This window comes from Streptomyces sp. NPDC050548 (assembly GCF_044457385.1).
Lineage (GTDB): Bacteria > Actinomycetota > Actinomycetes > Streptomycetales > Streptomycetaceae > Streptomyces.
In genome coordinates, this window is the sequence record NZ_JBITGV010000009.1 from 190,039 (window position 1) to 207,818 (window position 17,780).

The 17,780-nt window shown below is 71.9% G+C and carries 17 protein-coding genes; 9 read left to right on the forward strand and 8 right to left on the reverse strand.

Features of this window, described 5'->3' with window-relative positions:
* Positions 1-2: 2 nt before the first annotated feature.
* Together ACIBJH_RS25340 and ACIBJH_RS25345 are read right to left on the reverse strand one after the other, a co-directional pair.
* On the reverse strand, positions 3-539 hold the full coding sequence (locus tag ACIBJH_RS25340; protein WP_399119130.1) for a PadR family transcriptional regulator: 537 nt from the start codon (positions 537-539) through the stop codon (positions 3-5).
* A gap of 22 nt (positions 540-561) precedes the next feature.
* Complete coding sequence (locus tag ACIBJH_RS25345; RefSeq protein WP_399119131.1) at positions 562-2,577, reverse strand: FAD-dependent oxidoreductase; 2,016 nt, start codon at positions 2,575-2,577, stop codon at positions 562-564.
* Between the two features lie 207 nt (positions 2,578-2,784).
* On the opposite strand from ACIBJH_RS25345, the gene ACIBJH_RS25350 reads away from it, so the two are divergent.
* Entirely contained in the window at positions 2,785-3,525 is a 741-nt protein-coding gene (locus ACIBJH_RS25350) for a hypothetical protein (RefSeq protein WP_399119133.1), read from the forward strand.
* Here the strand turns inward: ACIBJH_RS25350 and ACIBJH_RS25355 are convergent.
* Positions 3,515-4,318, reverse strand: a complete 804-nt coding sequence (locus tag ACIBJH_RS25355; RefSeq protein WP_399119134.1) for a putative protein N(5)-glutamine methyltransferase — start codon at positions 4,316-4,318, stop codon at positions 3,515-3,517. The genes ACIBJH_RS25350 and ACIBJH_RS25355 overlap by 11 nt on opposite strands.
* A gap of 283 nt (positions 4,319-4,601) precedes the next feature.
* On the opposite strand from ACIBJH_RS25355, the gene ACIBJH_RS25360 reads away from it, so the two are divergent.
* The gene (locus ACIBJH_RS25360) at positions 4,602-5,006 is read left to right on the forward strand and encodes a MarR family winged helix-turn-helix transcriptional regulator (RefSeq protein ID WP_399119309.1); all 405 of its coding nucleotides are present in this window, start codon (positions 4,602-4,604) and stop codon (positions 5,004-5,006) included.
* Positions 5,007-5,016: 10 nt separating this feature from the next.
* On the opposite strand, the gene ACIBJH_RS25365 is transcribed toward ACIBJH_RS25360, so the two are convergent.
* Together ACIBJH_RS25365 and ACIBJH_RS25370 are read right to left on the reverse strand one after the other, a co-directional pair.
* Positions 5,017-5,739: a GNAT family N-acetyltransferase gene (locus tag ACIBJH_RS25365; RefSeq protein WP_399119136.1), complete on the reverse strand. Its 723-nt coding sequence runs from the start codon at positions 5,737-5,739 to the stop codon at positions 5,017-5,019.
* Positions 5,736-6,662: an NADP-dependent oxidoreductase gene (locus ACIBJH_RS25370; protein WP_399119137.1), complete on the reverse strand. Its 927-nt coding sequence runs from the start codon at positions 6,660-6,662 to the stop codon at positions 5,736-5,738. The genes ACIBJH_RS25365 and ACIBJH_RS25370 overlap by 4 nt, the downstream gene beginning before the upstream one ends.
* Positions 6,663-6,888: 226 nt before the next feature.
* Here ACIBJH_RS25370 and ACIBJH_RS25375 point away from each other — a divergent pair, with 226 nt between their 5' ends.
* From ACIBJH_RS25375 to ACIBJH_RS25385, 3 genes are all read left to right on the forward strand, one after another.
* Positions 6,889-7,494: a sulfite oxidase-like oxidoreductase gene (locus ACIBJH_RS25375; protein ID WP_399119138.1), complete on the forward strand. Its 606-nt coding sequence runs from the start codon at positions 6,889-6,891 to the stop codon at positions 7,492-7,494.
* Positions 7,487-8,242: a ferredoxin reductase gene (locus ACIBJH_RS25380; protein WP_399119139.1), complete on the forward strand. Its 756-nt coding sequence runs from the start codon at positions 7,487-7,489 to the stop codon at positions 8,240-8,242. The genes ACIBJH_RS25375 and ACIBJH_RS25380 overlap by 8 nt, the downstream gene beginning before the upstream one ends.
* 149 nt (positions 8,243-8,391) lie before the next feature.
* Positions 8,392-8,976: a hypothetical protein gene (locus tag ACIBJH_RS25385; RefSeq protein WP_399119310.1), complete on the forward strand. Its 585-nt coding sequence runs from the start codon at positions 8,392-8,394 to the stop codon at positions 8,974-8,976.
* A gap of 40 nt (positions 8,977-9,016) precedes the next feature.
* Here the strand turns inward: ACIBJH_RS25385 and ACIBJH_RS25390 are convergent, their stop codons facing one another.
* Positions 9,017-10,375, reverse strand: coding sequence for an 8-oxoguanine deaminase (locus ACIBJH_RS25390; protein ID WP_399119140.1), 1,359 nt, complete (start codon positions 10,373-10,375; stop codon positions 9,017-9,019).
* A 103-nt stretch (positions 10,376-10,478) separates the two neighbouring features.
* Here ACIBJH_RS25390 and ACIBJH_RS25395 point away from each other — a divergent pair, with 103 nt between their 5' ends.
* The 4 genes from ACIBJH_RS25395 (at position 10,479) to ACIBJH_RS25410 (ending at position 14,022) form a co-directional block, all read left to right on the forward strand.
* Positions 10,479-11,447, forward strand: a complete 969-nt coding sequence (locus tag ACIBJH_RS25395; protein ID WP_399119141.1) for an acetylxylan esterase — start codon at positions 10,479-10,481, stop codon at positions 11,445-11,447.
* 10 nt (positions 11,448-11,457) lie between these two features.
* Positions 11,458-11,862: a nuclear transport factor 2 family protein gene (locus tag ACIBJH_RS25400; protein WP_399119142.1), complete on the forward strand. Its 405-nt coding sequence runs from the start codon at positions 11,458-11,460 to the stop codon at positions 11,860-11,862.
* A gap of 98 nt (positions 11,863-11,960) precedes the next feature.
* Positions 11,961-13,127: a serine hydrolase domain-containing protein gene (locus ACIBJH_RS25405; RefSeq protein ID WP_399119143.1), complete on the forward strand. Its 1,167-nt coding sequence runs from the start codon at positions 11,961-11,963 to the stop codon at positions 13,125-13,127.
* A gap of 154 nt (positions 13,128-13,281) precedes the next feature.
* Positions 13,282-14,022, forward strand: coding sequence for a GntR family transcriptional regulator (locus ACIBJH_RS25410; RefSeq protein ID WP_399119144.1), 741 nt, complete (start codon positions 13,282-13,284; stop codon positions 14,020-14,022).
* A 65-nt stretch (positions 14,023-14,087) separates the two neighbouring features.
* Here ACIBJH_RS25410 and helR read toward each other — a convergent pair whose 3' ends face one another.
* Together helR and ACIBJH_RS25420 are read right to left on the reverse strand one after the other, a co-directional pair.
* A complete protein-coding gene (helR, locus tag ACIBJH_RS25415) occupies positions 14,088-16,262 on the reverse strand; it encodes an RNA polymerase recycling motor ATPase HelR (RefSeq protein ID WP_399119146.1) in 2,175 nt (724 codons plus the stop codon).
* Positions 16,263-16,378: 116 nt separating this feature from the next.
* The gene (locus ACIBJH_RS25420) at positions 16,379-17,614 is read right to left on the reverse strand and encodes a glycosyltransferase (protein ID WP_399119147.1); all 1,236 of its coding nucleotides are present in this window, start codon (positions 17,612-17,614) and stop codon (positions 16,379-16,381) included.
* Positions 17,615-17,780 lie beyond the last annotated feature (166 nt).

Sequence of the window (17,780 nt, forward strand, 5' to 3'; positions counted from 1 at the left end):
TCCTACGGCAACTCGGCGAACTCCTCGATCGCGTGCGTGAGCCACTGCGTCCAGAAGGTCTCCAGGTCGATGCCCGCGCGCAGCACGAGGTGCCGCAGCCGGTCCTGCGGGCTGTCCCTGTCCGGCGGGAAGTCGTGCTTCTCGATCTCCTCGTACTCCGCCAACTGCCGCCGGTGCAGGTCGAGATGGCGGCGCAGATCGGCCTCGATGCCGTCCGTGCCGACCACCGCCGCCGCGCGCAGCCGCAGCAGCATCGTGTCGCGCAGCGGCTTGGGGTCCTGGGCGGACGCGGTCCAGCGGGCCAGTTCGGCGCGGCCCGCGGGCAGCACCTCGTAGCTCTTCTTCTGGCCGCGGGCCGGCTGCTCGGGGGTGAGCTCCCGGATCTGGCCCTCGGCCTCCAGTTTTCCCAGCTCGCGATAGATCTGCTGGTGCGTGGCAGACCAGAAGTAGCCGATCGACTTGTCGAAACGCCGGGTCAGCTCAAGGCCCGAGGACGGCTTCTCCAGAAGGGCGGTGAGGATCGCGTGCGGGAGTGACATGGGGTCATCCTAGGGACGGCTCTCAGAGGGCGGCGGCGACCTCGGTGCCCTGCTTGATGGCCCGTTTGGCGTCCAGTTCGGCGGCGACGTCGGCACCGCCGATCAGGTGCACGCTGCGTCCGGCGGCGGCCAGTCGGTCGTACAGGTCGCGGCGCGGGTCCTGTCCGGTGCACAGCACGATCGTGTCGACGGCGAGGACCGTGCTCTCCTCGCCCACGGTGACATGCAGTCCGGCGTCGTCGATCAGGTCGTACCGCACGCCGGGGACCATGGTGACGCCCCGGTGCTTGAGTTCGGCGCGGTGGATCCAGCCGGTCGTCTTGCCGAGTCCGGCGCCGACCTTGGTCTCCTTGCGCTGGAGGAGGTGGACGGTGCGCGGCGGGGCGGGCCGTTCGGGTGCGGCGAGGCCGCCCGGGGCCGCGTAGTCCATGTCGACGCCCCAGGCGCGGAAGTACGTCTCCGGGTCCTCGCTCGCCTTGTCGCCGCCGTCCGTGAGGAATTCGGCGACGTCGAAGCCGATGCCGCCCGCGCCGAGGATCGCGACGCGCTCACCGACGGGGACGCGGTCACGCAGGACGTCGAGGTAGCCGACGACGCTGGGGTGGTCGACGCCGGGGATGTCGGGGGTGCGCGGGGTGACACCGGTGGCGACGACGACCTCGTCGTGGTCCGCCAAGTCACCTGCCGTCACAGGGGTGTTGAGGCGTACGTCGACCTCGTGCTCGGCGAGCCGGGTGCGGAAGTAGCGCAGCGTCTCGTCGAACTCCTGCTTGCCCGGGACCTGTCGGGCGACGTTGAGCTGTCCGCCGATCTCGCTCGCGGCGTCGTACAACGTGACCTGGTGGCCGCGTTCGGCGGCGGAGACCGCGCACGCGAGTCCGGCCGGGCCCGCGCCGACGACCGCGACGCGCTTGCGCAACCGGGTTGGCGCGAGGACGAGTTCGGTCTCGTGACAGGCGCGCGGGTTGACCAGGCAGGAGGTGATCTTCCCGCTGAAGGTGTGGTCGAGGCAGGCCTGGTTGCAGCCGATGCAGGTGTTGATGGCGTCGGAACGGCCTGCGGCGGCCTTGGCGACGAAGTCCGGGTCGGCGAGCATCGGGCGGGCCATGGACACCATGTCGGCGTACCCGTCGGCGAGCAACTGCTCTGCCAGTTCAGGGGTGTTGATGCGGTTGGTGGTCACGAGCGGGATGGACACCGCGCCCATCAGTTTCTTGGTCACCCAGGTGTACGCGCCGCGCGGCACCGAGGTCGCGATGGTGGGGATGCGGGCCTCGTGCCAGCCGATGCCGGTGTTGATGATGGTCGCCCCGGCAGCCTCAACTGCCCTGGCCAGGCTGATGACTTCGTCGAGCGTGGAGCCGCCGGGGACGAGGTCGAGCATGGACAGCCGGTAGACGATGATGAAGTCCTCGCCGACCGCCTCGCGCACCCGGCGCACGATCTCGACGGGGAAGCGCATCCGGTTCTCGTAGGAGCCGCCCCAGCGGTCGTCGCGGTGGTTGGTCTGGGCGGCGATGAACTCGTTGATGAGGTAGCCCTCGGAGCCCATGATCTCGACGCCGTCGTAGCCGGCCTGCCGGGCGAGGCGGGCGGTGCGGACGTAGTCCTCGATGGTCTGCTCGACCTCGGCGTCGGTGAGCGCGCGGGGCGGGAAGGGGCTGATCGGCGCCTGGAGGGGGCTCGGCGCGACGAGGTCCTGGTGGTAGGCGTACCGGCCGAAGTGCAGGATCTGCAGCGCGATCCGGCCGCCCTCGCGGTGCACGGCGGCGGTGATCCCGGCGTGCTGCGCGGCCTCGGCGTCGGTGGTCAGTTTGGCGCCGCCCTCGTAGGGCCGTCCGGCCTCGTTGGGCGCGATGCCGCCGGTGACGATCAGGCCGACACCGCCCCGCGCCCGGGCCGCGTAGAACTCCGCCATGCGCTCGAAACCGCGCTCGGCCTCTTCCAGGCCTATGTGCATGGAGCCCATGAGGACCCGGTTGGGCAGTGTGGTGAAGCCCAGGTCGAGGGGGTTCAGCAGGTGCGGGTAACGGCTCATCGGGCCCTCCGTGCGCGGTGTCGTGCCTCTTTTGTAGAGGACGGAACGAGGTTTGTGCAACTAGTTGCACAATGGCTCCGGCGGGCCGGTCCCCGGATTCACAGGGCGATTCACAGGGAGCCGTTACCTGTTCCTTATCGGGGGGAGTCGAGAATCACAGGGAGGCGTGCCGCGGGATGCCGTACGCCCGGGCCGAGGGAGCGAGCCGTGACGCACGACCCTGAACACGACGACCACAGCGCCGGGGCGATACCGCCGATGCCGGACCACGCACCCGAGTGGGAGGTACTCACCGGACCCGGCGGGGCCGAGCGGGAGCACGGTCTCGACCGGCTGTGGCGGCAGCGTTCGAAGCGGGCCCGGGCGGTGATCGCCGCGGTCACCGTGGGTGTGCTCGCACTGGGCGGCAGTGTCGCCTACGCGGCGACCTCCGGAGGTTCGGGCAGCGACGCGATTCCCGCCGCGGCCGGGTCCTCCGCCCCGTCCGGTTCGCCGTCGCCCGGCGGGCCCGGCTTCCGGCACGGAGGCGGCATGTGGTTCGGCTTCGGCGTCGGCGGCAAGGCCGTGCACGGCGAGGCGACGGTCAAGGACGACTCCACCGGCAAGTGGGTCGTACGCATCTGGCAGCGCGGAACGGTCACGAAGGTGGACGGCGACCAGGTCACCGTCAAGAGCGACGACGGGACCTCGTGGACCTGGACCGTGGGTTCCGACGCCACGGCCCAGAACTCCGCCGCCCTCAAGAAGGGCGACACCGCCTCCCTGATCGGCACCCGCTCCGACAGCGGCACCAGGACCGCCGACCGGGCCTTCACGGGCACCTTCGACCGCAAGGGCCAAGGCCAGGACGGGCCGGGCGGGTTCCGGGGCGGCCACGGCCCGTGGGGACGCGGCGGCCCGAGCGGTTCACCTTCGCCCAGCCCGTCCGGCAGCGGCGCTACGACCTGACGGAGCCGGCCGGCGCGACGCCGATCACGACGTTGGCGTACAGCTCCTCGGAGTAGGCCGACCGTGTCTCAAGGCCCGCGCTCCTGAACGCCTCGACCGCTGAGGGGAGTTGACGTTCGCCGGTCTCGACGAGCAGACAGCCGCCGGGGGCGAGCCAGTCGGGTGCGCCGGCGGCGACCTCGCGGAGTACGTCGAGGCCGTCGGCGCCGCCGTCGAGGGCGACCAGCGGCTCGTGCTCACGGGCCTCCGCGGGCAGAAAGCCGACCTCGCCGCTGGGGACGTAGGGCACGTTGGCCGCGAGGATGTCGACGCGTCCGCGCAACTCGCCCGGCAGCGCGGCGAACAGGTCGCCCGTGTGGACGTGCCCGCCGAAGGCGGCGACATTGCGGCGGGCGCAGCGCGTGGCGGCGGGGTCGATGTCGGCGGCGTGCAGTTCGACCTGGCCGAGGGCGGCGGCCAGGGCCGCGCCGACCGCGCCGGAACCGCAGCACAGGTCCACGACGACGGACGCGTCCGGGGACTGCGCGAGGGCCTGCTCGACGAGGAACTCGGTACGGCGGCGGGGCACGAACACACCGGGTTCCACGGTGATGCGCAGCCCCCTGAACTCGGCGTGGCCGACGACGAGTTCGAGAGGGAGACCCTCGACGCGGCGGTCCACCATGGCGGCGACCTCGTCCGGGGTGCGGGCGGCGGAGAGGATCAGCCGCGCCTCGTCCTCGGCGAAGACACAGCCCGCGGCGCGGAGCGCGGCGACGACGGAGGCGGGGGAAACGGGGGAAGGAGAAGGCATGGAAGCCGAGAGCCTTTCGGAAGGTGGCCGAAGGGCGCTCTCGCGGTCACCTGCTAGCGGTGATCCGAGCTGTCCTGAGGTGAGAGCACCCGGCATGACACAGCGGAAATGGGTCTCACCTCCAAGGAGTTCAGGGTCGCGGACGTCCGCGACGGAGCGCAACAGTACCCGAAGGACCGGGCCGACGAGGAGCCGGGCTCCGCACCGAGTTGTACTGTGCAACCAGGAGAGCGAAGGAGACGCAGTGCGAGCGGACCGGGCCGTGGAGACCATCCAGCGCGAGATGACCGCCTTCGCGCGGCGCGCCCGGGCCTCGGCGGGCCGGCTGCACCCCGAGCTGTCCCTGGTGTCGTACACCCTGCTCAGTCATCTGGAGGAGCGCGACGGCCGTCGGGCCACCGACCTGGCCGCGCACTACGCCCTGGACAAGTCCACGGTCAGCCGTCAGGTCGCCGCCCTGGAGCGGGCCGGCCTCATCGAACGGCGTCCCGATGCCGAGGACCACCGGGTCCAGGTCCTGCATCTGACCGAGGCCGGCCGCCGGATCCTCGCCCGGGTCACGGCGAACCGCCAGGCCGCCTTCCGTGAGCGGCTGGCGGACTGGCCGGAGGAGGATCTGCGGCGGTTCGCCGGCTATCTGGAGCGCTACAACGCGTGGTCGGGCGAGGCTCCCGCCGAGAAGAGCTGAGGAGCCGTTCCTACGACACCCCGACGGCCCGGGTCTCGGTCAGGTGCTCCGGCGCCCGTGCCGCGAGGAACGCGGTGTGAAGGCGCAGCCGGAAGCCGAGGGACTCGTACAGCCGTATCGCGGTGGCGTTGCCCGCGCCGGTGTGCAGGAACGGGGTCTCGCCGCGTTCGCGGATGCCGTGGGCGACGGCCCTGATGAGGCGGCTCGCGAGTCCCTCGCCGCGGGCGGCGGGGTCGGTGCAGACGGCGCTGATCTCGGTCCAGCCGGGCGGGTGCAGACGCTCGCCCGCCATGGCGACGAGGGCACCGCCGCGGCGGATTCCCAGGTAGGTGCCGAGTTCCACGGTCCGGGGCAGGAAGGGGCCCGGCTTCGTCCGCTCCACCAGATCGAGCATCTCGGGGACGTCGACCGGACCGAGGACGATCGCCTCGGGATCCGGTGCGGCGGCCATCCCGTCGTCCACCATCTGCACACCGTCGATGTCGAACGTGATCTCCCAGTCGTCCGGTACCCGGCCCCGGAAGCCCAGCAGCGGGATCTCCGCGCCGGGCCCGGCGAGCGCGGCGACGTCCGCCCAGTCGTCGGCGTCGGGCTCGTCGGGCAGGGCCAGCCACGGGGTCACGTCGACCGGGTAGCGCAGGACCCGGCCGCGCCGCTCGGCGAAGTGGGCGTGCGGGCCGGTGAGGGCGGCGCGTGCGGGGTTGTCGAGGACGCGTTCGTCGAACGTGCTCATGCGGTGACCTCGATCACGATCTTGCCGCGCGCGTGACCGTCCTCGACGGTGCGCAGGGCCTCGCCGGCCTGATCGAGCGGGAAGGTCCGCGTCACGTGCGGGTCCAGCTCGCCGCCCACCACAAGCCGCGCGACCGCGTCGAGGACGGCCGTGCCGCGGGCCCGCTGGACCCGGGCGCCGCCGAGCTTCTCGACCTCGGGGGCGGGGGCCCCGGCGGTGACCAGCTTCGCGGGGTCGGTGAGCAGGGTCGCGGCCTCGGCGAGCACCTCGCCGCCGACGAGGTCGTAGACGCCGTCGACACCGTCCGGGGCGACCGCCCGCACCCGTACGGCCAGGTCCGGTCCGGACGGGACGTGGACCGCGCCCAGCGACTCCACGAAGTCCTTCTTGCCCTCGCTCGCCACGCCCACGGCGCGCAGTCCGAGGGCCCGGGCGATCTGCAGGGCCGCCGAGCCGACGCCGCCGCCCGCGCCGGTGACCAGCACGGTCGCGCCGGCGGGCAGGTCGAGCTGGCGGACGCCGTCGTAGGCGGTCGCCGCGGCGACGGGCAGGGTGGCGGCGTCCCGGAAGGACAGCTCCGCGGGCTTGTGCGCGGTGATCGTCGCGGGGAGCAGGGCGTATTCGGCGTAGCCGCCGGCCACCGTGTTGCCGAAGACCTCGTCGCCGACGGCGATGCCGTCCACGCCCGCGCCGATCTCCTCGACGACGCCGGAGACCTCGTTGCCGAAGACCGCGGGGAACGTGCGGGTGTCCGTCTCGCCGGGCCGCCGGTAGCCGGTGCGCAGCTTCCAGTCGACGGGGTTCACCCCGGCCACGCGCACCGCGACAAGGACTTCACCGGGACCGGGACTCGGCCGGTCGACCTCTACGAGCGCCTCCGTCTCAGGTCCCCCGTAACGCGTGAAGACGTACGCCTTCGGCATCTGCTCCCTCACTCTCCTTCGCAGTCACCACATCGCCGGCACTCAAGACCAAGGTCGCCCGCCGGGCGGCTATTCCCCGGAGCCCGGAGAGTTCATACGGCCGCAATGATCGGCGGTACCCCTCGGACCTGGGCATACCCGGTGGACGCGTACCGTTGAAACGAGAACCCACTGATCACGCTCGCCCGGCGGACCCGCGCCGCAGCGACCTGGAGGCTCCACCCGTATGCACGTCACCCGAGGCTTCACCGGACGCCCCCGCGTCCCCGACGCCGGCCTGCCGCCCGGTCAGTACGACGCGGGCGACGACTGGCCCGTCCTGTCCGCCGAGGTCACCCCCGACCTCGCGCCCGCCGACTGGACCTTCCGTGTCGACGGACTGGTGGCGGAGCCGCACACCTGGGACTGGACGCAGGCCCATGAACTGCCCGCGTCGGCGTACGAGGGCGACATCCACTGTGTGACGAGCTGGTCGAAGTTCGGGGTGCGGTTCGGGGGTGTCTCGCTGGACGCGTTCCTCGATGTGGTGCGGCCCCGTGTGTCCGCCACACATGTGGTCGCCTATTCGCACACCGGGTACACCACGAACCTCCCGCTCTCCGACGTCACCGGCGGCCGTGCCTGGATCGCCTGGGAGTACGACGGGAAGCCGCTGCCCGCCGAGCACGGCGGCCCCGCCCGGCTGCTGGTGCCGCACCTGTACTTCTGGAAGAGCGCCAAGTGGATCGCGGGCCTGCGTCTCCTCGACCACGACGAGCCGGGCTTCTGGGAGCAGAACGGCTATCACGCGCGGGGCAACCCCTGGGAGGAACAGCGGTACTCCGGTGACTGACACCTTCGCCCCCACCACCAGGTTCGCGGTGCCGGGACGGATCGCCGTGAGCAACCGGGCCGCCGCCGTGTGGCAGACCGCCACGCTCACCGAGATCCGCCGGGAGACCCCGCACGCCTCGACGTTCCGGTTCGCGGTGCCCGCCTGGAGCGGCCATCTGGCGGGCCAGCACCTGATGCTGCGGCTGCGCGCCGAGGACGGCTATGTGGCGCAGCGCCACTACTCCATCGCCTCCCACCCGGACGACACCGGGCATGTGGAACTGACCCTGGACCATGTCGAGGGCGGCGAGGTCTCCGGCTGGTTCCACACGGTGGCCGAGCCCGGTGACCAGGTCGAGGTGCGCGGCCCGCTGAGCGGCTTCTTCGCCTGGCCCGGCGACCGGCCCGCGCTGCTGCTCGGCGCCGGTTCCGGAGTCGTACCCCTGATGTCGATGCTCCGGCAGCACCGGACCCGGCGGCTGTCCGTACCGCTGCGGCTGGTGGTGTCGGCGCGCGGCCCCGAGGAGTTGATCTACGCGCGGGAGTACGGCGCCGAGACGACGACCGTGTTCACGCGCACCGCGCCGGCGGGTGTACCGGTGGGTCGTATGGCCGCCGCACATCTGGCGCCGCTCCTGGCCGAGCAGCCTCCCGGCGGGTGGGAGGCCTATGTGTGCGGCTCCAACGGCTTCGCCGAGCACGCGTCACGACTGCTGGTGGAGGCGGGCCAGCCGGTGGACCGCATCCGCATCGAGCGCTTCGGCTGAGGCTCGCGCCCGGCGATCTCTCCGGCTCCGGTTGAGGGAAGTGCCCCTGAGGGGGTACGACTGCTGTGTGGACGCTCGCATGCGTGCGCGGTGTCGAGAGAGCGGGATTCCTCGCGCTTCTCGGCTCCGGTGACGGCGAGGAGGTCGACGTGCGGAACCGGGTACGGAGTCGGCGCAGCCGGCACAATCCGCTGCGGCGCCGGTCGGATGTCGTGGAGAAGTGGACGACGATTGCCGTCACCGTCCTGCTGTTCGTCTGTGCGCCCCTGGCCGGGGCCGCCGCGGGTCTGTGGGCCCACGACCAGGCCCGGACCGTCGCCGCGACCGCGCGCGCCGACCGCCATCGCGTCCACGCGAAGGTGATCGGCGCCCCGCCCGCCGCACTCCCCGCCGTGGAGGGCAGTCACCCGAACAGTTTCCTGGTGGCGGTGCGCTGGACGGAACCGGGCAAGGGAACCCGTACGGCCACGGCCACGGTCCCCGCGGGGACGAGTCGCGGTGACGTGGTGAGCGTGTGGTTCGACGCCAAGGGCCGCAGTGTGGCACCGCCGCCGGGCGAAGTGGCCGTCTGGCAGCACACGTTGACGGTCGGCATGTGGGCCACGGGCGGTGCGGTCGGGCTCGTGCTGCTCGCGTCGACGGTGACCCGACGGGTCGCGCTGCGCCACCGGTTGGCCGAGTGGGAACGGGACTGGGCGCTCACCGAACCGCAGTGGACCCGACGGCGGGCGTGACGCGAGAACCCTGAAGCGAAGCCCCGCACATGTACGGCCGTTACACCCCCCGCTGCATCCGCCGTGCGACCCGCCCATGGTCCCGCAGCACATCCCCCAGCGCGGGCAGCACCGGTTCACCACGGTCGACAAGGACCCGCCCGCCCACGACCGTGGTCCACGCCCGCGCCGGCCCGCAGCGCAGCCACGCCTCGACGGGGTCGCTCAGCGCGCCGGCCAGGGCGACCTCGTGCAGGTCCCAGACGACCAGGTCGGCACACGCGCCCGGCCGCAGGTGCCCCAGCTCGTCGGCGCGGCCCAGGCAGCGCGCCGAGCCGCGGGTCGCGATGTCGAGGGCGTCGCGCGCGGTCATCGCGCCGGGGCCGCCCCGGTAGCGGCCGAGCAGCAGGGCACCCCGGGTCTCCATCCACAACGAGGCGTGATCGGTGGAGGCGGAGCCGTCGCAGCCGATGCCGACCGGCAGACCGAGTTCGCGCATCTCCTTCACCCGGGCCGTGCCGCCGCCGATGAGCATGTTGGAGCTGGGGCAGTGCGCCACACCGACACCGGCGGCGGCGAGACGGCGCAGTTCGTCGTCGTTCGGGTAGATGCAGTGCGCGACCCAGGTGCGGTCGCTCATCCACCCGGTGTCCTCGAAGTACTCGACGGGCCGGCAGCCGTAGGTCTCCAGGCAGTAGGTGTCCTCGTCCCGGTCCTCGGCGAGGTGGGTGTGCAGCCGTACGTCGTACCGCTCGGCGAGTTCCGCGGTCGCCGTCATCACGTCCTTGGTGACCGAGAACGGCGAGCAGGGTGCGAGCGCGACCCGGATCAGCGCGCCGGGCTCGGGGTCGTGGTGGGCCTTGATCAGCCGCTCGCTGTCGGCGAGCACCTCGTCCGTGCTCTGGGTGACGCTCCTCGGCGGCAGTCCCCCGTCCTCGACGGACCGCGTCATCGAACCGCGGGTCGCGTGGAAGCGGAAGCCGATGTCGCGGGCGGCGCGGATCTCGGCGTCGACCAGGTAGGGGCGCGGATGCACATAGAGGTGGTCGGAGGAGGTGGTGCAGCCGCCCATGAGGAGTTCCGCCATACCGACGTACGCCGATACGTACGCGGCCTCCTCGTCGAGGCTCGCCCACAGCGGGTAGAGCGTGGTCAGCCAGTCGAAGAGGGTGCCGTTGACGGCGGGCGCGTAGGAGCGGGTGAGGTTCTGGTAGATGTGGTGGTGCGTGTTGATCAGGCCCGGGGTGACGAGCCGCCCGGCGGCCGAGACGGTCGTGGCGGCTTCGGGCTCGGACCCTCCCGTACCGACGGCGGTGACCCGACCACCCGTGACGGCGACCCAGCCGCCCGGGATCTCCCGCTCACCGTCCACGACGAGCAGTTCGGCGTCCTTGACCAGCAGATCCACGGCTGACGACATGCCGACATGGTAGGCGCGGGGCGCCGCACGAGTCTGGCGAGTCCTCCGATGTCACACGTACGGTGTGATCATCCGCGCTCACCCTTCACAAAGGTGGTCATCGATGGCCCTGTTCGACCTTCCGCTCGGCGAACTCCGTGAGTACCGCAGCGCGTCCGCCGAGCCCGAGGACTTCGACGCCTTCTGGTCCAAGACCCTCCAGGAGACTCGCGAGCACGATCTCGACGCCCGCTTCGAGGAGGTCGACACCGGGCTGTCCACGGTGCGGGTGTACGACGTGACGTTCGCCGGGTTCGGCGGTCACCCGGTGAAGGGCTGGCTGCGGCTGCCGGCCGGCGCGGCCCAACGCCTGCCGCTGGTCGTGGAGTTCGTCGGATACGGCGGCGGACGGGGGCTCCCGCACGAGAACCTGCTGTGGGCGTCGACCGGCCGCGCGCACTTCATCATGGACACGCGCGGCCAGGGCAGCGCATGGGGCGGCGGCGGGGGCACCCCGGACCCGGTGGGCGGGGCGCCCGCATACCCCGGCTTCATGACCCGGGGCGTCGACGCCCCCGAGAACTACTACTACCGCCGGGTGTTCACGGACGGGGTGCGTGCCGTGGAGGCGGCCCGCTCGCACCCGGCGGTCGACCCGTCTCGCACGGTGGCGCTCGGCGCGAGCCAGGGCGGCGGCATCACGATCGCCGTCGGCGGACTGGTCGGGGACCTGGCCGCCGTCGCGCCGGACGTGCCGTTCCTGTGCGACTACCCGCGCGCGGTGACCCTCACGAATCGCGACCCGTACCGGGAGATCGGCAACTACCTCAAGACCCACCGTGGCCACACCGAGGACGTGCTGCGCACGCTCTCGTACTTCGACGGCGTCCACTTCGCCGCCCGTGGCCGCGCGCCCGCCCTCTTCTCGACCGGCCTGGAGGACGAGACCTGCCCGCCCTCGACCGTGTTCGCCGCGTTCAACGCCTGGGCGCACGAGGACAAGCGGATCGAGGTGTACGACTTCAACGACCATGAGGGCGGCGGCCCTTACCAGGAGGCGGCCAAGCTGGACTGGCTGCGGTCGTACGTCTGAGGGGCTCGCGATGAACACCGGTGAGGCCGCCGAACGGTTCGTGCGCGTCTGGGCCCGCGCCTGGGCGGAGCACGACGTGGACGCGCTGCTGGAGCTGTACGCCGAGGACTGCGTCCACCGCTCGATGCCGTTCCGCGAACCGCACCGCGGGCGGGCCGAGTTGGCCGCGTATCTGCGCTGGTCGTTCGCGGCGGAGCGGGTGGGCGACGTGCGGTTCTCGGCGCCGGTCGTCGGTCAACACGGCCTCGCCGTGGCCGAGTTCAGGGTGCTGTCCGAGGAGGACGGCGAGCCGTCCACGCTCGCCGGCTGTGTCTTCGCGCGTTTCGACGAGTCCGGGCTGGCTGTCGAGACCCGCGACTACTGGCACACGGAACCGGGTCACAGGGAGCCTTCGGGCACGCTGTTCCTCGACTGAACGTACGACACCTTCCACCCAGTCCGACCAGTCGGTATGTTCAGGGGGTCCGGGCCGCAGCGTCGCGGCCCGGAGCCACGGCGGACCACGGAGGCACCATGTCCGAGCACCAGCCAGCCATCGACGGCCACTGCGACCCCCGCTTCGCGGCGGTGCGCACGGCGTTCGAGGAGAACTTCCGGGACCGGGACGAACTGGGCGCCGCCGTGACCGTCACCGTGGACGGCGAGACCGTGGTCGACCTGTGGGGCGGCTGGGCCGACGCCGCACGGACCCGCCCCTGGGAGCAGGACACTCTGGTCAACGTGTGGTCCACGACGAAGGGCCCGGTGGCCCTGTGCGCCCACATCCTCGCCGACCGCGGCCTGCTCGACCTCGACGCCCAAGTGGCCACGTACTGGCCGGAGTTCGCCGCCGCCGGCAAGGAGAACATTCTCGTACGACACCTACTGTCGCACCGCGCGGGACTGGCCGGCCTGCGCGAGCCGCACTCCCTCGCTCAGCTCTACGACTGGGAGTTGACGACCAGTCGACTTGCCGCCATGGAGCCCTGGTGGGAGCCGGGGACCCGGTCCGGGTATCACGCGCTCACCTACGGCTTCCTCGTCGGCGAAGTCGTGCGCCGGGTCTCAGGGTTGCTCCCGGGCGCCTTCCTGGAGCGGGAGGTCACCGGCCCGCTCGGGATCGACTTCACCATCGGACTGCCGGAGAAGGAGGCGGGCCGGGCGGCCGAGCTGGTGCATCCGCCTGTCGCGTCGAGGAGTGAACAGGCCGCGATCTTCAGCCAGTTGGCGCCCGCCGCGATCGCCGCGCTGACCAACCCGATCGCGGGCGCGGCCGAGGCCAACACCCCGGAGTGGCGGGCCGCGGAGATCCCGGCGGCGAACGGCCACGGCACCGCGCGTGCGATCGCCGCGCTCTACGGCGTCTTCGCCGGACGCGGCTCCTACGGCGGCCGCCGCGTCCTCTCCCCCGAGGCGGCCGAGCGGGTGCGCGAGGGCCAGGGCAGCTGCCGTGATCTGGTGCTGGGCGCGGGCTTCGCGCACGAGACGGAGCTCGGGCTCGGTCTGTGGCTCAGTGGCCCGAACGGCTCGTACGGTCCCGACCCGAGGGCTTTCGGACACGACGGCTTCGGCGGTTCCTGCGGTCTGGCCGACCCGGACGCAGGGGTGTCGTTGGGCTACGTGATGAACCGCATGGGGCCTCATATCGCCGACGACCCAAGGAAGTTGGCGCTGATCGACGCCCTGTACGAGGCACTGTGAGGCGTGATCGGCGCGGGTCGGTTTCGGCCTAACTGCCCTGCCGCTCTTCCCTAGTGGTTTAGACCAATGCTAGATCTGGTCGCGCAACGAGCCCGCACGGCCACGTTTCGTCACCAGTTCTGCCCTCAGTCTTGTCACCCTCAGGAGGCGCGGCATGGCCCGCACCACCCCCCACCACCCGACCGCCGACGACCAGCCCCTCTACGGGAAGGTCGCCACCCAACTGCTCGGCGAGCTGCACGACGGCACCATCCCGCCGGGTGAACGCCTGCCCGGCGAGCGGCAGTTGGCCGAAAAGTTCCAGGTCAGCCGGGAGACCGTACGACAGGCGCTGGAGGTGTTGCGCAGGGACGGTCTGGTCGCCACCGACCGGCGCGGCAGCCACGCCACCCTGTCCGGTCTGCCGGTCGAGTCCCCGTCCTCCCTCACCTTCCCGGTCGGCGCCCGCAGCATGGACCCGACCGGCTTCGACCGGACCTCTGTGACCTGGGAGACTCCCCCGCCCGAACACGCCGAGGCCCTGAGGATCGCCCCGCACCGCCCGACCCTCGTGCACCGCTACGCGTCCGCGGCGGCCGACGGCAGCGGACTGCGTACGGCCGTCACGTCCTTCTCGGCGGTGGCGCTGGCCGAGGTGGAGGAACTCGCCCGCTACCGCGACCGCGCCGACGGCTCCGCCTCCGCCCAACTCCGGCGCGCCTACGACTGGATGCGCCGGGCCGGTCTGACCCTGCACCACCGGGACGCCATCACCCAGGTCCCGAACGCGCCCTCGGTGCGGGTGACCCGCCGCGTGCACGACCAGTACGCGCGCCCGCTGGAGATAACCGACCTGGTCGTGGAGGCCCAACAGGACGCGCTGATCTACGAGTTCACGGTTCCGTCGGCGGGCTGAACCCCGGGCCGGAGCATGGCGCGCGCGGCGGGCCGGGCGCCGAACTCGCCGCGCGCCGACCGGCGTTACGCGCTCGTCAGCACGACGAGCCGCTGAGTCGCCCGGGTCATGGCCACATAGTGGTCGACGGCCCCTTCGATGCCCTCGCCGAACTTCTCCGGGTCGACCAGCACGACCAGGTCGAACTCAAGTCCCTTGGACAGCTCGGGAGTCAGCGACCGGACACGCGAAGTCGCCCGGAAGCCGGGGTCCCCGATCACACAGGCGATCCCCTCGGTGTGCTCGGCGAGCCAGGTGTCGAGGATCAACTCCCGGTCGGCAACGGGTCCGTGGACGACCGGGATGCCGCTGCCGCGGATCGAGGTCGGCACATTGGCGTCCGGGAGCACGGCGCGGATGACCGGCTCGGCCTCCGTCATGATCTCTTCCGGGGTGCGGTAATTGATGGTCAGGGAGGCCAAGTTGATCCGGTCGAGCCCGATCCGCTTCAGCCGCTCCTGCCACGACTCGGTGAACCCGTGCCGGGCCTGGGCGCGGTCGCCCACGATGGTGAAGCTGCGGGACGGGCAGCGCAGGAGCAGCATCTGCCATTCCGCGTCGGTGAGTTCCTGGGCCTCGTCCACGACGATGTGTGCGAACGGCCCGGCGAGCAGGTCGGGTTCGATGCCGGGCTGGGCGGCCTCGTCGATGAGCGCGTCGCGCAGATCCTGCCCGTGCAGCATGCCCATCGCGCCCTCGCTCTCGTCGATCTCGACGTTCTGCAGCAGGCTGTCGATGACGTCGGTACGGCGGGAGTGCTCGGCCGCCACGGCCGCTTCCTGCCGGCGCTTGCGGCGCGCCGACTCCGGGTCGCCGAGCCGCTGTCGCGCCGCGTCGAGCAACGGCAGGTCGGACACCGTCCAGGCCTGGGCGTCCGCGCGCTGCAACCGCTGGACGTCCTCGCGGCTCAACGAGGGGGCGCACTTGCGCAGATAGGCCGGAACCGTCCACAAGTCCCCTACCAGGTCGGCCGCTTCGAGCAGCGGCCACGCGTGGTTGAAGGCGGTGAGCAACTCGCGGTTCTGGCGCAGGGACTTGCGGAGCAGGGCGGGTGTGACCGCCCCGTCCTGGGCGGGGGTGGTGTCCTCGTGCTTCTCGACCAGGATGGTGAGCAGTTCCTGCCAGACCTGCTCGCGTCCCTCGTTGTGCGGGGTACCGGGTTCGGCCGCCTCGAAGGCGACGGCCCAGTCCTCGGCGCTGAGCCAGATGTCGGACCAGTGGGTGGTGACGTTCATGCCCTTGGTGGGCGGCTCCTCGTAGAACCGGACGGCGGGTTCGATCGCCCGCACCAGTTCCACGGACGATTTCAGCCGGGCCACCTCCGGGTCTGCCTCGATGCCCGCGGCGGCGCCCTCGTCGACGAGGTCCCGCAGGATGCAGGTCTGCACGCCCTCCTCGCCGAGGCTGGGGAGGACGTCGGCGACATAGTCGAGGTAGGGCCGGTGCGGACCGACGAACAGGACACCGCCCCTGCGGTGGCCGAGGCGCGGGTCGGAGTAGAGGAGGTAGGCGGAGCGGTGCAGAGCGACGACGGTCTTGCCGGTGCCCGGTCCTCCGTCGACGACGAGCGCGCCGCGTGATCCCGCGCGGATGATGGCGTCCTGGTCGGCCTGGATGGTGCCGAGCACATCGCGCATCCGGCCCGAGCGGTTGCCGCCGAGGCTGGCGATGAACGCGGACTGGTCGTCGAGCGCGGCGTGCCCGGCGAAGCCGTCCGCGGTGAACACCTCGTCCCAGTAGTCGCTGATCCGGCCGCGCGTCCAGCGGTACCTGCGGCGGCTCGCCAGGCCCATCGGGTTGGCATGGGTGGCACCGAAGAACGGCTCGGCGGCCGGTGACCGCCAGTCGAGCAGCAGCCGTCGGCCCGTGCTGTCGGTGAGACCGAGCCGCCCGATGTAGACGGGCTCGGAGGTGTCGGCGTCGACCATGTGGCCGAGGCACAGGTCCAGGCCGAAGCGACGCAGTGTCCGCAGGCGTGTGGTGAGCCGGTGGATCTCCGTGTCCCGGTCCATCGCCGCCCGGCCGATGCCGCCCGGCGCCCTGCGCTCGGCGTCGAGCTGCTCGGTCAGTTCCGCGATCGCCTGGTCGAGGCACTCCGCGATGGCCACGAAGTGCCGCTCGTCACCGGCGATCAGCGCCGGGTCGGCCTTGGCGGAGAGCCGGTCGGGAAGGTCGAAGGCGCTGGTGGTCAGGGGGTTCACGGCATCAATTCCGTTCTGAGGTCGCGCACGGCCGTGCGGGCGGCAGGTCGTGTGGACCGGTGCGTACGGGTTCTCGTGTTCGGGGTTCGGCTTCTCGTGTGCGGGGTTCGGCCGGTTCACGCGCGCGTGGGCGGCCTTTCCCCGCCGGCCGGGTCGAGGAGCATCTTCGCGGCCACTGTCGTCCCGTCGGCGCGGAGGATGCCGGCCACCGTGCGTGCCCGGGCCCGGACCTCCGGGGTCAGGACGGTGGTGAGAGCGGCCGACAGGGAGTCGTAGGTCGGCGTCGGCCCGTCGTGTGCCACGCCGATGCCCAGTTCGGCAACCCGTGCGGCCCAGTATGGCTGGTCCACGATCTGCGGCACGACCACCTGCGGTGCGCCGGACTGCGTGGCCGCCGTCGTGGTGCCCGCACCGCCGTGGTGCACGACCGCGGCCACCCGGCGGAACAGCGCCTGGTGATTGACCTCGCCCACGACGAAGCAGTCGTCCCGGTCGTCGATCGGAGCCAGCTCCGCCCAGCCGCGGCCGAGAACGACGCGGCGGCCGTGCGCCCGCACCGCTTCGACGGCGTCCCGGGCCATGTCGGGCGAGGTACGCAGTGCCATGCTGCCGAAGCCCACGTACACCGGCGGCTCGCCCGCCTTCAGGAACGCCTCCAGATCCGCGGGGAGCGGGCGCTCGTCGGGCAGGATCCACGGTCCGGTCACGACGAGGTCGAGATCCGTCTGGTCCTGCCACGGGAACAGGTCCGGGTCCGAGGCCAGCCACGGCCGCTCGGTGAACGCGTGGTCGCGGACGTTGCCGACCGGCGGCAGGCCGATCGCCGCCCGGTGCCGGTTCTCGGCCTCGCGGTAGAGGGCGTTCACGCGCTGGGCGTCCTCGTCCCACAGCACCTTGATGTCGGTCTCGTCCGGCGAGGACTGATGGCCGGGCCGCGCCAGCGGCCGGTGCTTCGACGACGGCAGACCGGCCGTGTGGAAGCAGGCGAACACGTAGCGGATGCCCAGTTTCTCGGCCACCGAGCGGGCGCCTGTCGGCATCAGACCGCTCGCCAGCAGTACGTCGCACCCCTCGGCCGCCGGCATCAGCGTCTCGTACCGGGCGGCGACCAGCTCGGGTGCGAGCCGGAACGCGGTGGCCGCCGTCGGCGGCTTCGCCGCGGTCACCACCGAGCGCACCGACGGACCGAGCGGCACCAGCGGCACACCGGCCCGGGCCAGCAGCTCCACGAACTCCTCGTCCGGCGGCGCGGCGACGCGCACTTCCGCGCCGAGTTCCAGCAGTCGGGCCGCGAGTCCCGCGACGGGTTCGACATCCCCGCGCGATCCCCACGTCGTCAACAACACACGCATTCGCGACTCCCATTTCCGCAGGTCATGCCCTCAGGCCGGACATTCTGCGGTACACCGGGGGCCTTGCCGCAAGCCCCCCGGTGCGCTATACGTTAAGAAGGGAAGAGGAGTGAGTACGCCTCCCTTTCCACCCCTCCCCCGCAGAGCCCGCGAAACTCGCGCGAAG

What these genes read in the sequence shown, in the direction of transcription:
- ACIBJH_RS25340 (WP_399119130.1), bottom strand. Translation starts at nt 539, where the DNA reads ATGTCACTCCCGCACGCGATCCTCACCGCCCTTCTGGAGAAGCCGTCC.
- ACIBJH_RS25345 (WP_399119131.1), bottom strand. Translation starts at nt 2,577, where the DNA reads ATGAGCCGTTACCCGCACCTGCTGAACCCCCTCGACCTGGGCTTCACC.
- ACIBJH_RS25355 (WP_399119134.1), bottom strand. Translation starts at nt 4,318, where the DNA reads ATGCCTTCTCCTTCCCCCGTTTCCCCCGCCTCCGTCGTCGCCGCGCTC.
- ACIBJH_RS25360 (WP_399119309.1), top strand. Translation starts at nt 4,602, where the DNA reads ATGACCGCCTTCGCGCGGCGCGCCCGGGCCTCGGCGGGCCGGCTGCAC.
- ACIBJH_RS25365 (WP_399119136.1), bottom strand. Translation starts at nt 5,739, where the DNA reads ATGAGCACGTTCGACGAACGCGTCCTCGACAACCCCGCACGCGCCGCC.
- ACIBJH_RS25370 (WP_399119137.1), bottom strand. Translation starts at nt 6,662, where the DNA reads ATGCCGAAGGCGTACGTCTTCACGCGTTACGGGGGACCTGAGACGGAG.
- ACIBJH_RS25375 (WP_399119138.1), top strand. Translation starts at nt 6,889, where the DNA reads ATGCACGTCACCCGAGGCTTCACCGGACGCCCCCGCGTCCCCGACGCC.
- ACIBJH_RS25390 (WP_399119140.1), bottom strand. Translation starts at nt 10,375, where the DNA reads ATGTCGTCAGCCGTGGATCTGCTGGTCAAGGACGCCGAACTGCTCGTC.
- ACIBJH_RS25395 (WP_399119141.1), top strand. Translation starts at nt 10,479, where the DNA reads ATGGCCCTGTTCGACCTTCCGCTCGGCGAACTCCGTGAGTACCGCAGC.
- ACIBJH_RS25400 (WP_399119142.1), top strand. Translation starts at nt 11,458, where the DNA reads ATGAACACCGGTGAGGCCGCCGAACGGTTCGTGCGCGTCTGGGCCCGC.
- ACIBJH_RS25405 (WP_399119143.1), top strand. Translation starts at nt 11,961, where the DNA reads ATGTCCGAGCACCAGCCAGCCATCGACGGCCACTGCGACCCCCGCTTC.
- ACIBJH_RS25410 (WP_399119144.1), top strand. Translation starts at nt 13,282, where the DNA reads ATGGCCCGCACCACCCCCCACCACCCGACCGCCGACGACCAGCCCCTC.
- ACIBJH_RS25420 (WP_399119147.1), bottom strand. Translation starts at nt 17,614, where the DNA reads ATGCGTGTGTTGTTGACGACGTGGGGATCGCGCGGGGATGTCGAACCC.